Raw genomic sequence first — 15,129 nt, 5'->3', positions numbered from 1 at the left:
GCTGTTCGCACCCACCTTGTCGCGCGGATGCGTAAGCCAACAGGCAACATTACCAGGTAGAGCACCCACCGACAATCCGAGCCCGAAAATGCGAGCCAGGCGGGAGAGACGCGGGAGTACCGTAGAACCCTATGCCACGCCTAGCCGCCCACACCGACACGGTCCCGCCCTCGGGCATCCGCCGCCTGTTCGAACTGGCCCACTCGCTCGACGACGTCGTCTACCTCGTGGTGGGCGAGCCCGACGTGGCGGTCGACCCGGCCGTGCTCGCCGAGGGCGCCGCCGCCTGGGAGGCCGACGACACCGCCTACACGCCGAACGGCGGCATCACCGAGCTGCGCGAGGCGATCGTCGACACGGTGCGCGAGCAGAACGGCATCACGACCGAGCTCGAGCGCGTCTGGGTCACCGCCGGTGCCACCCAGGGCCTCTACCTCGCCATGTCCCTCCTGCTCGACCCGGGCGACGAGGTGCTCGTGCCCGACCCCGGCTACACGACCTTCACGATGAACGCGCACCTCGTCTCGGCCGTGCCGGTGCCCTACCCGCTCCGCCCGGCGGCCGGCTTCACCCCCGACCTCGACGAGCTCGACCGCCTGGTCACCCCGCGCACACGGGTGCTGATCGTCAACTCCCCGTCCAACCCGCTCGGCGCCGTCTTCGACCGCGAGACCCTGGACGCCCTGCTCGACTTCGCCGAGCGCCACGACCTCTGGGTGATCAGCGACGAGGTCTACGAGCGCTTCACCTACGGCGTCGAGCACGTCAGCCTCGCCGCCCTGGCCGCCGAACGCGGCGACGCGGCCGAGGATCGGGTGCTGACCGTCTTCTCGGCCTCGAAGACCTACGCGCTCACCGGCGCCCGCGTCGGCTGGCTGCTCACCCCGCCCGGCTTCGCCCCGCTCCTCCGCGCCGCCCAGGAGGCGATGGTCAGCTGCGTCAACACCCCCGCCCAGCGCGCCGTCGTCACGGCCCTCCGCGGCTCCCAGCAGCACGTCGCCGACGCGGCCCGGCACTACCGCGAGAACCTCGACGCCGCCGTCGCGCTCCTCAAAGAGCGGGGCATCGCCCACCTCGAGCCCACCGGCGCCTTCTACCTCTGGGTCGACGTCTCCTACGCCACGGGCGGCGACGTCGCCGAGTGGGCCGAGCGCTTCCTGATCGAGCAGCGCGTCGCCGTCGCCCCGGGCAGCGCGTTCGGCCGCACGGGCGAGGGCTGGATCCGCCTCTGCGCCGCCGCCTCCACCGACGACCTGCTCGAGGGCATCCGCCGCCTCCCGGCACCACCCGCCGAACCGGCCGCGCAGAAGGCCTGACCATGCGCGTCGGAGTCATCGGCGCCGGAGCCGTCGGCGGAGTCGTCGCCGCCCTCGCCGACCGCGCGGGCCACGACGTCGAGGTCACGGCGCGCGGCGCCCAGCTCGACGCGATCGAGCAGCGCGGTCTCAGACTGACGGGTCACTGGGGCGAGCACACGGCGCGGCCCCGGACATCCGCTCTTCTGAGCGTCGACGAGGCGCACCCGTTCGACGTCGTGCTGCTCACGGTCAAGGCTCAGGATGCGCGGCCGGCCCTCGAGGCCAACGCCGCCGCCCTGCCCGGCGTGCCCCTGGTCGTCGTGCAGAACGGTCTCGGCGGGGCAGCCGCAGCCGCCGCCCAGCTGCCCGGAACCCCGGTCGTCGGCGCGCTCGCCCTCTTCGCCGCCTCGTACCTCTCACCCGGCGAGGTCTCGATCACGACCCCCGCGAGCACCTACCTCGGCCTGCCCCAGGCGACGGATGCCCGCCCGGCACGCCCCGCCGACGACGCCGCCCTGGCCCTCGCCGAGCGCGTGCTCGGGGCGCTCCTGCCGATCGAGCGCACCCCCAACTTCGAGGGCGCGCAGTGGACGAAGCTCATCGTCAACCAGATCAACGCCCTCCCCGCCATCACGGGGCTCGCGGTGCAGGAGACGATCGCCGACCCGCGGCTGCGGGCGGTGCTCACGGCGAGCATGCGCGAGGCGGTCGCCGTGGCCCGGGCGACGGGCGTGCGGTTCGAGACGCTGCTGGGGCTGAGCGATCCGCTGCTGCGGGCGTTCAGCGCCGCGCCCGAGCCGCTCGCCCGGCTGCTGCCGAGGCTGATGGGGCGGCGGATGGGCGGCACGCCGAATCCGGGATCGACGCTGCAGAGCATCCGTCGCGGTCAGCTGACCGAGATCGACCACCTCAACGGTGCGGTGGTCGAGGCGGCGCGGGCGCTCGGGCGGGAGGCGCCGGTGAACGCCGCCCTGGTGGAGCTGGTGCACCGCGTCGAGCTTGAGAAGGAGTTCGTCGCGCCCGACGCGGTGGCCGCGGCCGTGCAGGCGGCCCGGCGGGGCTGAGCCGCCGGCGGTCGGCTAGCGAACGTACGACCCCGACCGCAGCTCCTCCACGAGCGACGGCCCGTTCGGCTCCCAGCCGAGGTCGATCCGTGCCGCCGACCCGGTCGCCTGCTGGTCGAGCAGCAGCGCGTCCGCGAAGGGCTCGCCCAGCCGCTCGTGCGTGGCGTCGACCGACGACGGCGCGACCCGCCCGTCGAGCCCGGCCGCCTGCGCCGCCGCCTCGCCGAGCTCGCGCACGGTCGGGTTCTGCCCGCTCGCGCCGAGGTAGTAAGAGCCCGCCGGGGCGAGGTCGAAGGCGAGGATGTAGAGCTCCGCGAGATCGTCGACGAACACGGTCGTCCAGTGCTGCTCGCCCGAGCCGATCAGCTCGATCGCGGGGGCGTCGCCCTCGGTACGGGGGGCGTCCACGATCAGGTTCGGGATGCCGCCGCCGTTGCCGAACACGATGCCGGGCGCGACGATCGAGGTCTTCACGCCGACGGCCGAGCGCACGCGCGCCTCGACGGGCAGGCGCCAGGAGGTGAGGGCGGGCGGGTCGAACGGGGAGGTCTCGGTGATCGCCGAGCCGTTCCCGAAGATCCAAACGCCCGAGGTGTGCACGTAGGGCTTGTCGCTGCCCTCGAGGCCCGCGAGCACCGCGGTGACGAACGCGTCGTCGGTCGGGGCGCTCGACTCGTCGCCGGGGGAGGCGAGGTGGATGACGCCGTCGCTCTCGAGGGCGAGGTGCGTCACGATCTCGCGATCGGTGAGCTCGCCGAGCACGGCGCGGGCGCCGAGCGCCTCGACCTCCGCGGCCGAGGAGGACGAGCGGACGAGGGCGACGACGTCGCGCCCCTGCTCGCGGAGCTGACGGAGGACTGCGGAACCGATGAAGCCGGTCGCGCCGGTGAGGAAGATGGCCATACCCCGATTCAACAGCCAAACCGGTCCGTCATTCCAGACGTGGCAGAATGAGTCCCTGCGATCGTGCGCGTCAGTCCGGCGCCGATCCCACCGACACTCCAGAGGAATGCGTGAGCCCCAAAGCCCTGAAGGCCCTCCAGCCGGCCTCCACCGACCCGGCATTCATCCGCAACTTCTGCATCATCGCGCACATCGACCACGGCAAGTCGACGCTCGCCGACCGCATGCTCGGCATCACGGGCGTCGTCAGCGACCGCGACATGCGCTCGCAGTACCTCGACCGCATGGACATCGAGCGCGAGCGCGGCATCACCATCAAGAGCCAGGCCGTGCGCATGCCCTGGGCGCTCGACGGCCAGAGCTACGCGCTGAACATGATCGACACCCCCGGTCACGTCGACTTCAGCTACGAGGTCAGCCGCAGCCTGGCCGCCTGCGAGGGCGCCATCCTGCTCGTCGACGCGGCGCAGGGCATCGAGGCGCAGACGCTCGCGAACCTCTACCTCGCGCTCGAGAACGACCTCACGATCATTCCGGTGCTGAACAAGATCGACCTGCCCGCGGCCGACCCCGAGAAGTACTCGAAGGAGCTGGCGAGCCTGATCGGCGGCGACCCGGCCGACGTGCTGCGGGTCAGCGGCAAGACCGGCGAGGGCGTCGAGGCGCTGCTCGACCGCGTCACCGAGCTCATCCCCGCCCCGGTCGGCAAGGCGGATGCGCCGGCCCGCGCCATGATCTTCGACTCCGTCTACGACGCCTACCGTGGCGTGGTCACCTACGTGCGGATGATCGACGGCAAGCTCAGCCCGCGCGAGCGCATCCAGATGATGTCGACGCGCGCCACCCACGAGATCCTCGAGATCGGCGTCTCCAGCCCCGAGCCGACCCCCAGCCAGGGCCTCGGCGTCGGCGAGGTGGGCTACCTCATCACCGGCGTGAAAGACGTGCGGCAGTCCAAGGTCGGCGACACGGTCACGACCGCGGCGAAGCCGGCGACGGATGCTCTGCCGGGCTACACCGAACCCCTCCCCATGGTCTTCTCGGGCCTCTACCCGATCGACGGCAGCGACTACCCGGTGCTCCGTGAGGCGCTCGACAAGCTCAAGCTGTCGGATGCGGCGCTCGTGTACGAGCCCGAGACCTCGGTCGCGCTCGGCTTCGGCTTCCGCTGCGGCTTCCTCGGCCTCCTGCACCTCGAGATCATCACCGAGCGGCTCGAGCGCGAGTTCAACCTCGACCTGATCGCCACGGCCCCCAGCGTGATCTACGAGGTCACCACGGAGGACAAGCGCACGGTCACGGTCACGAACCCGAGCGAGTTCCCGGGCGGCAAGATCCTGAACGTCAAGGAGCCCGTGGTGAACGCCGCGATCCTCGCGCCGAAGGACTACGTGGGCACCATCATGGAGCTCTGCCAGCAGCGCCGCGGCACCCTGCAGGGCATGGACTACCTCGGTGAAGACCGGGTGGAGATCAAGTACACGATGCCGCTGGGTGAGATCGTGTTCGACTTCTTCGACAACCTCAAGTCGAAGACCGCGGGCTACGCCAGCCTCGACTACGAGCCCGCCGGCGAGCAGGAGGCCGACCTGGTGAAGGTCGACATTCTGCTGCAGGGCGAGCAGGTCGACGCGTTCAGCGCGATCGTGCACCGCGACAAGGCCTACGCCTACGGCGTGCTGATGACGGGACGGCTCCGCGAGCTCATCCCGCGCCAGCAGTTCGAGGTGCCCATCCAGGCGGCGATCGGTGCCCGCATCATCGCGCGCGAGTCGATCCGCGCCATGCGCAAGGACGTGCTCGCCAAGTGCTACGGCGGTGACATCACCAGAAAGCGCAAGCTGCTCGAGAAGCAGAAGGAGGGCAAGAAGCGCATGAAGATGGTGGGCCGCGTCGAGGTGCCCCAGGAGGCGTTCATCGCCGCGCTCTCGGGCGACGTCGAGAAGAAGGACAAGAAGTAGCGGTGTCGGCCACGCTTCCCCGCCCGGCCGCCGAGACCCCGCTCAGCTACGCGGCCGTCGGGGCGACCCAGGCGCCCGATCTGCTGTACTTCCCGCCGAAGGGCTTCCGCCCGATGCAGGTGCGCGCGCGCCTGGGCAGCGGGCAGGCGCGGTTCGAGGCGGCGTCGTCGCGGCTGATGGCGTGGGGCGTGCAGCGCGGGGCCGGCATCCGGGTGGGGGAGATCCAGCCACCGGCGCCGTCCGAGACCGATTGGGCGGGGCTCCGGTACGACGAGACGGGGGCGCCTCTCGGGCCGCTCGCCGCGCATCCGGAGCAGGCCTACGGGGAGGACGGCACCCCGCTCGTCACGCCCGGCACCACGGCCGAGCTCACGATCTCGGCGTTCGGCCTGAAGGTCACGGCGCCCGTGCGGGTCGTCTACCTCGTCGACGAGCCCGGCCGCCTCGGCTTCGCCTACGGCACGCTGCCCGGGCATCCCGAGTCGGGCGAGGAGAGCTTCGTCGTCGAGCAGCTCGCCGACGGCTCGGTCTGGATCGTGATCCGCGCGTTCTCGCGGCCGAGCAGCTGGTTCTACCGGCTCGGCTACCCCGTGCTGCGCCTGATGCAGTGGCGCTACACCCGCCGCTACCTGCGGGCGCTCCTGCCCGGGCGGGTGCCCCTGGCGCCGGCCCGCGCGGCCGACGGCCCCGATCGCACCGCCGACGGCCGCTGACCGTGCCCTCCGTCCTTCCGCTCGGCGACCCGGCTCCGGCCGACGGCCTGCTGCCGCCGCCCGCCGACCGCGCCTCCGGGGCCGCCCACCGCGACTTCGGCCTCTACGTGCACGTGCCCTTCTGCCGGGTGCGCTGCGGCTACTGCGACTTCAACACCTACACGGCCACCGAGCTGCGCGGCGCGAAGCAGGCCGACTACTGGCAGGAGGCCGTCGCCGAGATGCGCTTCGGCGCCGAGGTGCTCGACCGCTCCGGCTACGCGCCCCGGCCGATCTCGACGGTGTTCTTCGGCGGCGGCACCCCCACGCTCCTGCCCGCCCACCAGCTCGCGGGCATGCTCCACGCGGCCCGCGACACCTGGGGCTTCGCCGACGACGCCGAGATCACCACCGAGGCGAACCCCGACTCGGTCGATGCCGCCTACCTGCAGACGCTCGCCGACGCGGGGTTCACCCGGGTCAGCTTCGGCATGCAGTCGGCCGTGCCGAGCGTGCTGGCGACGCTCGAGCGCACCCACGACCCCGAGCGCATCCCCGACGTGGTGCGCTGGGCGAAGGAGGCCGGGCTGCAGGTCAGCCTCGACCTGATCTACGGCACGCCCGGCGAGACGATCGACGACTGGCAGCGCTCGCTCGACGCCGTGGTCGCCCAGCGCCCCGACCACGTCTCGGCCTACGCGCTGATCGTCGAGGAGGGCACGAAGCTCGCCCGCCAGATCAAGAGCGGCGCGGTGGCGGCGCCCTCCGACGACCTGCAGGCCGACATGTACGAGCGGGCGGATGCGACCCTCGGTGACGCGGGCTACGACTGGTACGAGGTCAGCAACTTCTCGACCGGCCCCGGCACCCGCTCGCGGCACAACCTCGGCTACTGGGTCGGGCACGACTGGTGGGGCATCGGCCCCGGCTCGCACAGCTACGTGGGCGACACCCGCTGGTGGAACGTCAAGCACCCGGCGGCGTACGCGCAGCGCATCGCCGCGGGGGAGTCGCCCGCCGCCGGCCGCGAGAGCATCGACGACGATATCCGCGAGCTGGAGCGCATCCTGCTGCTCAGCCGCGTGCGCGGGGCCCTGCGCACCGACTCGCTCGCGCCCGAGGCGCGCCAGGAGGTCGCCGGGTTGATCGCCGACGGGCTGGTGGACGGCAGAACGGCCCTCCGGGGCGAGATCGCTCTCACCCTGAAGGGCCGTCTGCTGGCCGATGCCGTGGTGCGGCGCCTCACCTAGGCGCCGCCGGCATCGCGACTACTTGATGAACCGGAAGGTGAACGGGTAGCGGTAGGTGCCCCCGCCGTTGACCCGCACGCCGGCGATGATCGCGAACACCACGCCCACGATCTGCACCGCCCAGGCGAGGAAGTAGAACAGGAAGCCGATCAGGATCACCGAGAGGATCGTGCCCAGGATGTAGAGGGCCACGACCGCGATCGCGACCGAGATCTGGAAGTTCAGCGACTCCTTGCCCTCCTGGTTGGTGAGGGGGCCGCGGTCCTTGAAGATCAGCCAGATGATCAGCGGCGGCAGGAAGCCGAGGATGCCGCCGAGCTGGGCGAGGAACGCCCACTGCTTGTCGTCGGCGGGCGAGAGCGGCGCCTGCGGGGCGGCCTGCTGGTAGCCGGGCTGCTGCTGGTAGCCCGAGCCGGGCGGGGGCGCCTGGTAGCCGGGGGGCGGGGCCTGGTAGCCGGGGGGAGGAGCCTGGTACCCGGGCGGGGGCGTGGGCTGACCCGAAGGCGGCGTCGGCTGGCCTGCGGCCGGATCGTTCGGCGTTGCGTTGGGGTCGGTCATTGTCTCGCGCCTTTCAGACGGATGGACGGGGCGGTACACGAGACAAGATAGCGGTAGCCCCGGGGGCGAGCAATGATTTTCGCTCACTGTGTCTCCCCGAGTCCCCAGCCGGATGTCGGTCCCGGCGCGATATGATTGGCACTCAAGCCGTCTGAGTGCCAAGAGGGAGGTGGTCGACATGGTCTCCGAACGCAGCCTCGAAGTGCTCCGCGTGATCGTGCAGGACTACGTCGCCTCCCGCGAGCCCGTCGGCTCGAAGAGCATCGCCGAGCGGCACTCCTTCGGCGTCTCGGCCGCCACCATCCGCAACGACATGGCGCTGCTCGAAGAGGAGGAGCTGATCACGGCTCCCCATACCTCGAGCGGTCGCGTGCCCACCGACAAGGGCTACCGGCTGTTCGTCGACCACCTCTCCGAGGTGCGCCCGCTCACGCCGGCGCAGCGGCACGCGATCGAGGCCTTCCTCGACTCCAGCGTCGACGTCGACGACGTGCTCGCCCGCACCGTGCGGCTGCTCTCCCAACTCACCCACCAGGTGGCCCTCGTGCAGTACCCGCTCCGCTCGCAGGCGCGGGTGCGGCACATCGAGGTGGTCGCCCTGGCGCCGCGCAAGCTCATGACGGTGATCATCACCGACGCCGGCCACGTCGAGCAGCGCATCCTCGACGTCCCCGCCGACATCGACGACCAGCTGATCGGCGAGCTCCGCCAGCGCTTCAATGAGGCGGTCGGCGGCAAAGGGCTCATCGAGGCGGCGGGCGCCCTCGACGGCGTGCCCGAGCGCTTCCAGGCGGAGCAGGCGGCGACCGCATCCGTCGTCGCGGCCACCCTCAAGGAGCAGGTCTCGGCCAACCGCCAGGAGAAGCTGCTGATCGCCGGTGCCGCCAACCTGGTGCGCACCGAGGACGACTTCCACGGCAGCATCCTCCCCGTGCTCGAGGCGGTCGAGGAGCAGGTGGTGCTGCTGCGCCTGTTCAGCGAGCTCGAGGCCGACCAGCGCGGCCTCCTCGTCTCCATCGGCCGCGAGAACGAGTCGTTCGGCCTCGGCGAGACCTCCATCCTCGCGAGCGGCTACACGGGCATCGGCAGCGCCATCTCGCGCCTCGGCGTGCTCGGCCCCACCCGCATGGACTACTCCAGCAACATCTCCGCGGTGCGCGCCGTCGCGCGCTACCTCTCCCGCACCCTCGGCGAGACCGGCAGCGCGAGCTGACCGGCGACCCGATCCCGACTCCGAACGACTCGAACGACAACGAAGGAGAAGCCCCTGGTGGCTGACCATTACGACGTGCTCGGCGTCTCGCGCGACGCGACTCCCGAAGAGATCAAGAAGGCCTATCGTCGGCTCGCCCGCGAGCTGCACCCCGACGTCAACCCGAGCCCCGAGGCCCAGGAGACGTTCAAGGCCGTCACCCACGCCTACGACGTGCTGAGCGACCCCGGGCAGCGCCGCGACTACGACCGCGGCCCGCAGCAGGGCTTCGGCGGCGCGGGCGGTCAGGGCTTCGGCGGCTTCGGCGACATCTTCGAGACCTTCTTCGGCGGGCAGGGCGGCGGCACCCGCGGCCCCAAGTCGCGCGCCGAGCGGGGTCAGGATGCACTGCTGCGCGTCGAGGTCGACCTCGGCGAGGTCATCTTCGGCACGCACCGTGACCTCGAGGTCGACACCGCCGTGCTCTGCGAGACCTGCAACGGCTCGTGCTGCGCCCCGGGAACCGCTCCGGTCACCTGCGACATCTGCCACGGCTCCGGCTCGATCCAGCGCACCGTGCGGTCGTTGCTCGGCAACGTCGTGACGAGCGCCCCCTGCGGCACCTGCCGCGGCTACGGCACGATCATCCCGAACCCGTGCCCCACCTGCCAGGGCCAGGGCCGCGTGCGCGCGCGCCGCACCCTGCCGGTCGACATCCCCGCGGGCGTCGACACGGGCCTCCGGCTGCAGCTGCCCGGCCAGGGCGAGGTCGGCCCCGCCGGCGGCCCTCAGGGCGACGTCTACCTCGAGATGAAGGTGCGCCACCACGACGTCTTCTCGCGCAACGACGACGACCTGCTCTGCACCCTCGAGGTGCAGATGTGGGACGCGGTGCTCGGCACGACCACCACCATCAAGGCCCTCGACGGAGACATCGAGATCGAGCTGAAGCCCGGCACCCAGAGCGCCGAGGTGCTCACGGTCAAGGGCCGTGGCGTCACGCACCTGCGCGGCAACGGGCGCGGCGACCTCCGGGTCGGCATCCAGGTGGTCACGCCGACGAAGCTCGACCACAAGCAGAAAGAGCTCATGAAGCAGCTCGCCTCGGCCCACAAGTACCCGGCGCCCTCGCTCGGGCAGTTCCAGCAGGGGCTGTTCGCGAAGCTCCGCGACCGCTTCCTGAACGTCTGAGCCGCCGGTGAGCTCCCTCTTCCTGCTCGACGAGCTGTCGGTGGTGCCGCACGAGCTGGGTGACGTGGTCACGCTCGGCGGCGACGAGGCCAAGCACGCGGCGACGGTGAACCGGATGCGCGTGGGCGAGCACACCGCGATCGGCGACGGTCGCGGACTGATCGTCGAGGGCGTCGTGGTGCGGGCCGAGGCGAAGGAGCTCGACCTCGCGGTCGAGCGGGTGCACGAGCATCCGGAGCCCACGCCCCGCATCGTGCTGGTGCAGGCCCTCGCCAAGGGCGACCGCGACGAGCTGGCGGTGCAGACCGCCACCGAGCTCGGCGTCTCGGGCGTCGTGCCGTGGCAGGCCGAGCGCTCGGTCTCGCGCTGGGCGGGCCCGAAGGCCGTCAAGGGCGTCGAGCGCTGGCGCAGCATCGTGCGCGAGGCGGCGAAGCAGTCGATCCGGCCGTTCGTGCCCGCGGTCGGCGACCTGGTCGACGTGCCCGAGCTGATCGCCGAGACCGACGGCTGCCGGATGCTCGTGCTCGACCCGGGCGCCGGCACCCGTCTCACGTCCCTGACGTTCGGAACCACCGCCGGAGGCGAGCCCGACGACCGCGCGATCGTGCTCGTGGTGGGGCCGGAGGGCGGCATCTCGCCGCGCGAGCTCGAGAAGCTCGACGAGGCCGGTGCCGAGACCGTGCGGCTCGGCGACGAGGTGCTGCGCACCTCGAGCGCGGGGCCCGCGGCGATCGCGGTGCTGAACGTGGCGCTCGGGCGCTGGTAGCGCGGGTCCCGACGGCTCGACGCTGGTAGCGAAACCGGCGGATCCGCGCCGATCGGCCCCTCCTCGGTGTCGGCGGTCGAACCTAAGATGGAGTCATGTCCAGCGAATCCGAGTCCCCCTCGATCTTCTCGCGCATCGTGGCCCGCGAGATCCCGGCCACGATCGTGCGCGAGACCGACCGCGTCATCGCCTTCGAGGACATCGCGCCCAAGGCCCCCGTGCATGTGCTCGTGGTGCCGAAGACCGAGCGGTACCGTGACGTGGTCGAGCTCGCCGCGGGCGATCCGGGCCTTTTGGCCGAGGTCGTCGACACGGCCCGCTCGATCGCCGAGGAGCGCGCCGACGGCGAGTTCCGTCTCATCTTCAACACCGGCGAGAACGCCGGTCAGACCGTCTTCCACGTGCACGCCCATGTTCTCGCGGGCGGGCTGAAAGAGTAATTTGGCTCCCACCGAACCCACCCCCCAGTCCCCCCGCGACGAGCAGTCCCCGCGCGACGAGGCGAAGCTGCACGTCGACGGCATCGAGATGGTGCGCCTGCTCGGCCCTCAAGACCGGCTGCTCACCACCGTCGAGCGCCGCTTCCCCGAGGTCTCCGTGTTGGTGCGCGGCAACGACATCACGATCACCGGCCCGGCCGACCAGGTCGACGCCGCCCGCCGCCTCGTCGAGGAGCTGCTGCAGATGGTGCGCAACGGTCACGAGCTCACGCCCACCGAGGTGTCGTCGTCGGCGCGCATCCTCGAGAACGACCGGGGCTCCAGCCCGGCCGAGCTGCTCAGCCAGGCCATCGTCACGGCCCGCGGCAAGAGCGTGCGCCCGAAGACCTTGGGTCAGAAGGAGTACGTCGACGCGATCGACGAGAACACCATCGTCTTCGGCATCGGCCCCGCCGGCACCGGCAAGACCTACCTTGCCATGGCGAAGGCCGTGCAGGCGCTGCAGCGCAAGGAGGTCGAGCGCATCATCCTGACGCGCCCGGCCGTCGAGGCGGGGGAGCGGCTCGGCTACCTGCCCGGCACGCTCACCGACAAGATCGACCCCTACCTCCGGCCGCTCTACGACGCGCTGAACGAGATGATGGATCCGGAGATCGTGCCGAAGCTGCTCGCGGCCGGCACCATCGAGGTGGCGCCGCTGGCCTACATGCGCGGTCGTACGCTGAACAACTCCTTCATCGTGCTCGACGAGGCGCAGAACACCACGCCGGAGCAGATGAAGATGTTCCTCACCCGGCTCGGCTTCGGCTCGAAGATGGTGGTCACGGGCGACATCACCCAGGTCGACCTGCCCAACGGCACCTCGGGCCTCCAGGTCGTCAGCCGCATCCTCGACCGCATCGACGACATCCACTTCGCGCTCCTGACGAGCGCCGACGTGGTGCGGCACACCCTCGTGGGCCAGATCGTCGACGCCTACACCGAGTACGACCAGGTGCAGCTGGCCCGCCAGCAGGGGCACGACTTCAGCAGCGAGAGCGATCGCCGCTACACCAAGGGAAAGCGGTAGACACCCCGTGTCGATAGAGGTCAACAACGAGTCGTCGGTCGAGGTCGACGAGACGGCGCTGCTGCGGCTGGCGACGTTCGCGCTCGACTTCCTGCACGTCCACCCCGACGCCGAGCTCGCCATCGTGCTCGTCGACGAGGCGGCGATGGAGCAGCTGCACGTGCAGTGGATGGACGAGCCCGGCCCCACCGACGTGCTGAGCTTCCCCATGGACGAGCTGCGCCCGGGCACCGAAGACATGCCGACCCCCGCGGGGCTCCTCGGCGACGTCGTGCTCTGCCCGCAGGTCGCCGAGTCGCAGGCGCAGACCGCCGGGCACTCCACGCTCGAGGAGCTGCTTCTGCTGACCACCCACGGCATGCTGCACCTGCTCGGCTTCGACCACGCCGACGCCGAGGAGGAGCGCGAGATGTTCGGCATCCAGCGCGACATCCTGGTCGGCTACGCGATGAGCGAGCGCCGCCGCCGGTAATGACGATCGTCGTCTTCCTCCTCGCCGCCGTGGTGCTGGTCGCCCTGGGCGGTCTGTTCGCAGCGGTCGACTCGGCGATGACGTCGCTGTCACGCGGCGACATGCTCGACCTCGCCGAGCGCTACCGGGCCAAGCGGTCGCTGCGCGCCATCGCGAACGACGTGGGCGCGCACCTGAACGCCGCGAATTTCGCGCGGGTCGTCTTCGAGACGACCGCGGCGGTGCTCGTCACCATCTCGTTCGCCTTCACCATCGACGAGCTCTGGATCGCGCTCGTCGTCTCGGCGGTCGTGATGATCGTGGTGTCGTTCGTGCTCGTGGGCTCGAGTCCGCGCAGTGTCGGGCGCGTGCATCCGCGGGTCGTCGTGCGCTACGGCGCCGTGGCGGTGCACATCGTGCGGGTCTTCCTCGGGCCCATCGCGAACCTGCTCGTCACGATCGGCGACCGCGTCACCCCGGCCCGCGCCCGCTCGGCCGGCTTCGCCTCCGAGGAGCAGCTGCTCAGCATGGTCGACGAGGCCACCGAGCTCGACGTGCTGGAGGAGGACGACCGGGAGCTCATCCACTCCATCCTCGAGTTCAACGACACCGTCGTGCGCGAGGTGATGATCCCGCGCACCGACATGGTCACGATCGACGACGACGCCACGGTGGGGCACGGGCTCGGCCTGTTCCTGAGCAAGGGCGTGTCGCGCATCCCCGTCGTGGTCGACGACGATGTCGACGAGATCGCGGGCGTGCTGCACCTCCGCGACGTCGCGCGCGTCAGCTACGAGCGGCCCACGCTCGTCGACACCATGCCGGTGCGCGAGCTCGCCCGGCAGCCCCTGTTCATCCCCGAGTCGAAGAAGGTCGACGACACCCTGCGGCAGATGCAGACCGAGTCGAACCACCTCGCCATGGTCGTCGACGAGTACGGCGGCATCGCCGGGCTCGTCACCCTCGAAGACCTGATCGAGGAGCTCGTCGGCGACATCTCCGACGAGTACGACCGCGACGTGGTCGAGATCGAGCCGCTCGACGACGACGCGGGCTTCCGGGTCAGCGCCCGGCTGCCGGTCGACGAGCTCGGCGAGCTGTTCGACCTCGAGCTCGACGACGACGACGTCGACTCCGTCGGCGGCCTGCTCACCAAGGCCCTCGGCCGCCTGCCCGAGGCGGGCTCCACCGCCGAGGCGCTCGGCCTCGTGCTCACCGCCGACCGCATCGACGGCCGGCGGAAGCGGGTCGTCACGGTGCTCGTGCACCGCGCCGAGCCCGCCGACCCCGACAATGGTCAGGAGCCCGCCGACGACGTCGCCGCCGGCACCGCCCCCAGCAAGGAGAACGCATGACCGACACCGGCACCCCCGGCCCCGACGACTTCCGGGCGGGCTTCGTGACCTTCGTCGGCCGCCCGAACGTGGGCAAGTCGACCCTCACGAACGCGCTGGTCGGCGAGAAGGTGGCCATCACGAGCCCCAAGCCGCAGACCACCAGGCAGACCATCCGCGGCATCGTGCACGACCCGGCCGGCCAGCTGATCCTCGTCGACACCCCCGGCATGCACCGGCCGCGCACCCTGCTCGGCGAGCGGCTCAACTCGCTCGTCCAGTCCACCCTCGGCGACGTCGACGTGATCGGCTTCTGCCTGCCGGCCGACGAGAAGCTCGGCCCCGGCGACCGCTTCATCAACGAGCAGCTCGACCAGTACCCCAAGGCCAAGAAGGTCGCGATCGTCACGAAGATCGACTCCGCCTCGAAGCAGCAGGTGGGGGAGCAGCTGCTCGCCGTCTCCGAGCTCCGCGACTGGGAGACGGTGATCCCCGTGTCGGCGACCAGCCGCATCCAGCTCGACGTGCTGACCAGCGAGCTCATCCGTCTGCTGCCCCGCTCGGAGCGGCTCTACCCCGACGACCAGTACACCGACGAGGGCATCGAGAGCCGGGTCGCCGAGCTCATCCGCGAGGCGGCGCTCGAGGGCGTGCGCGACGAGCTGCCGCACTCGATCGCGGTGACGATCGACGACATGCGCCAGCGCGACGACAAGGAGCTGGTCGAGATCTACGCCAACCTCTTCGTCGAGCGAGACAGCCAGAAGGGCATCATCATCGGGCCGAAGGGCGCCCGGCTCGGCGAGGTCGGGGCGCGTGCCCGGGCCGAGATCGAGCCGCTGCTCGACAGCCAGGTGTACCTCAACATCCGGGTGAAGGTCGCGAAGGACTGGCAGCGCGACCCGAAGCTGCTCGGCCGGCTCGGCTTCTGAGCGGGCATCCGGATGACCGGCCTGATCG

At 71.1% G+C, this 15,129-nt stretch carries 15 protein-coding genes; 13 read left to right on the top strand and 2 right to left on the bottom strand.

Features of this window, described 5'->3' with window-relative positions; all coding sequences use genetic code 11:
- Nucleotides 1–131 precede the first annotated feature (131 nt).
- On the top strand, nt 132–1,316 hold the full coding sequence (locus ITJ64_RS00295; protein ID WP_194678799.1) for a pyridoxal phosphate-dependent aminotransferase: 1,185 nt from the start codon (nt 132–134) through the stop codon (nt 1,314–1,316).
- Nucleotides 1,317–1,318: 2 nt separating this feature from the next.
- Nucleotides 1,319–2,362 (top strand): ketopantoate reductase family protein, encoded by a 1,044-nt coding sequence (locus ITJ64_RS00290; protein ID WP_194678798.1) that lies wholly within the window; start codon nt 1,319–1,321, stop codon nt 2,360–2,362.
- Nucleotides 2,363–2,377: 15 nt separating this feature from the next.
- On the opposite strand, the gene ITJ64_RS00285 is transcribed toward ITJ64_RS00290, so the two are convergent.
- Entirely contained in the window at nt 2,378–3,265 is an 888-nt protein-coding gene (locus tag ITJ64_RS00285) for an NAD-dependent epimerase/dehydratase family protein (RefSeq protein ID WP_194678797.1), read from the bottom strand.
- A 110-nt stretch (nt 3,266–3,375) separates the two neighbouring features.
- Between ITJ64_RS00285 and lepA the strand changes: the two genes are divergently transcribed.
- Genes lepA through hemW form a run of 3 tightly spaced genes read left to right on the top strand, consistent with a single transcriptional unit; the run spans nt 3,376 to nt 7,168 of the window.
- Nucleotides 3,376–5,226 (top strand): translation elongation factor 4, encoded by a 1,851-nt coding sequence (gene lepA / locus ITJ64_RS00280; RefSeq protein ID WP_173183844.1) that lies wholly within the window; start codon nt 3,376–3,378, stop codon nt 5,224–5,226.
- Nucleotides 5,227–5,228: 2 nt separating this feature from the next.
- The gene (locus ITJ64_RS00275) at nt 5,229–5,939 is read left to right on the top strand and encodes a DUF1990 family protein (protein ID WP_370544971.1); all 711 of its coding nucleotides are present in this window, start codon (nt 5,229–5,231) and stop codon (nt 5,937–5,939) included.
- 2 nt (nt 5,940–5,941) lie between these two features.
- Complete coding sequence (gene hemW / locus ITJ64_RS00270; RefSeq protein ID WP_194678796.1) at nt 5,942–7,168, top strand: radical SAM family heme chaperone HemW; 1,227 nt, start codon at nt 5,942–5,944, stop codon at nt 7,166–7,168.
- Nucleotides 7,169–7,186: 18 nt separating this feature from the next.
- On the opposite strand, the gene ITJ64_RS00265 is transcribed toward hemW, so the two are convergent.
- Entirely contained in the window at nt 7,187–7,726 is a 540-nt protein-coding gene (locus tag ITJ64_RS00265; RefSeq protein ID WP_194678795.1) for a DUF4870 domain-containing protein, read from the bottom strand.
- A gap of 178 nt (nt 7,727–7,904) precedes the next feature.
- Here ITJ64_RS00265 and hrcA point away from each other — a divergent pair, with 178 nt between their 5' ends.
- The 8 genes from hrcA (at nt 7,905) to era (ending at nt 15,101) form a co-directional block, all read left to right on the top strand.
- Nucleotides 7,905–8,939, top strand: a complete 1,035-nt coding sequence (hrcA, locus tag ITJ64_RS00260) for a heat-inducible transcriptional repressor HrcA (RefSeq protein ID WP_194678794.1) — start codon at nt 7,905–7,907, stop codon at nt 8,937–8,939.
- A 57-nt stretch (nt 8,940–8,996) separates the two neighbouring features.
- Nucleotides 8,997–10,109: a molecular chaperone DnaJ gene (dnaJ, locus tag ITJ64_RS00255; protein ID WP_194678793.1), complete on the top strand. Its 1,113-nt coding sequence runs from the start codon at nt 8,997–8,999 to the stop codon at nt 10,107–10,109.
- A 7-nt stretch (nt 10,110–10,116) separates the two neighbouring features.
- Nucleotides 10,117–10,875: a 16S rRNA (uracil(1498)-N(3))-methyltransferase gene (locus ITJ64_RS00250; RefSeq protein ID WP_194678792.1), complete on the top strand. Its 759-nt coding sequence runs from the start codon at nt 10,117–10,119 to the stop codon at nt 10,873–10,875.
- 95 nt (nt 10,876–10,970) lie between these two features.
- Nucleotides 10,971–11,315: a histidine triad nucleotide-binding protein gene (locus ITJ64_RS00245; protein WP_194678791.1), complete on the top strand. Its 345-nt coding sequence runs from the start codon at nt 10,971–10,973 to the stop codon at nt 11,313–11,315.
- Nucleotides 11,316–11,403: 88 nt separating this feature from the next.
- A complete protein-coding gene (locus tag ITJ64_RS00240; RefSeq protein WP_194680650.1) occupies nt 11,404–12,384 on the top strand; it encodes a PhoH family protein in 981 nt (326 codons plus the stop codon).
- A gap of 7 nt (nt 12,385–12,391) precedes the next feature.
- On the top strand, nt 12,392–12,856 hold the full coding sequence (ybeY, locus tag ITJ64_RS00235) for an rRNA maturation RNase YbeY (RefSeq protein ID WP_173183851.1): 465 nt from the start codon (nt 12,392–12,394) through the stop codon (nt 12,854–12,856).
- Nucleotides 12,856–14,190, top strand: coding sequence for a hemolysin family protein (locus ITJ64_RS00230; RefSeq protein ID WP_194678790.1), 1,335 nt, complete (start codon nt 12,856–12,858; stop codon nt 14,188–14,190). The genes ybeY and ITJ64_RS00230 overlap by 1 nt, the downstream gene beginning before the upstream one ends.
- On the top strand, nt 14,187–15,101 hold the full coding sequence (gene era, locus ITJ64_RS00225; RefSeq protein WP_194678789.1) for a GTPase Era: 915 nt from the start codon (nt 14,187–14,189) through the stop codon (nt 15,099–15,101). The genes ITJ64_RS00230 and era overlap by 4 nt, the downstream gene beginning before the upstream one ends.
- Nucleotides 15,102–15,129: the final 28 nt, after the last annotated feature.

The organism is Herbiconiux sp. VKM Ac-1786, assembly GCF_015350805.1.
Taxonomy (GTDB): Bacteria; Actinomycetota; Actinomycetes; order Actinomycetales; family Microbacteriaceae; genus Herbiconiux.
This window is presented reverse-complemented; position numbering and strand designations above follow the sequence as displayed.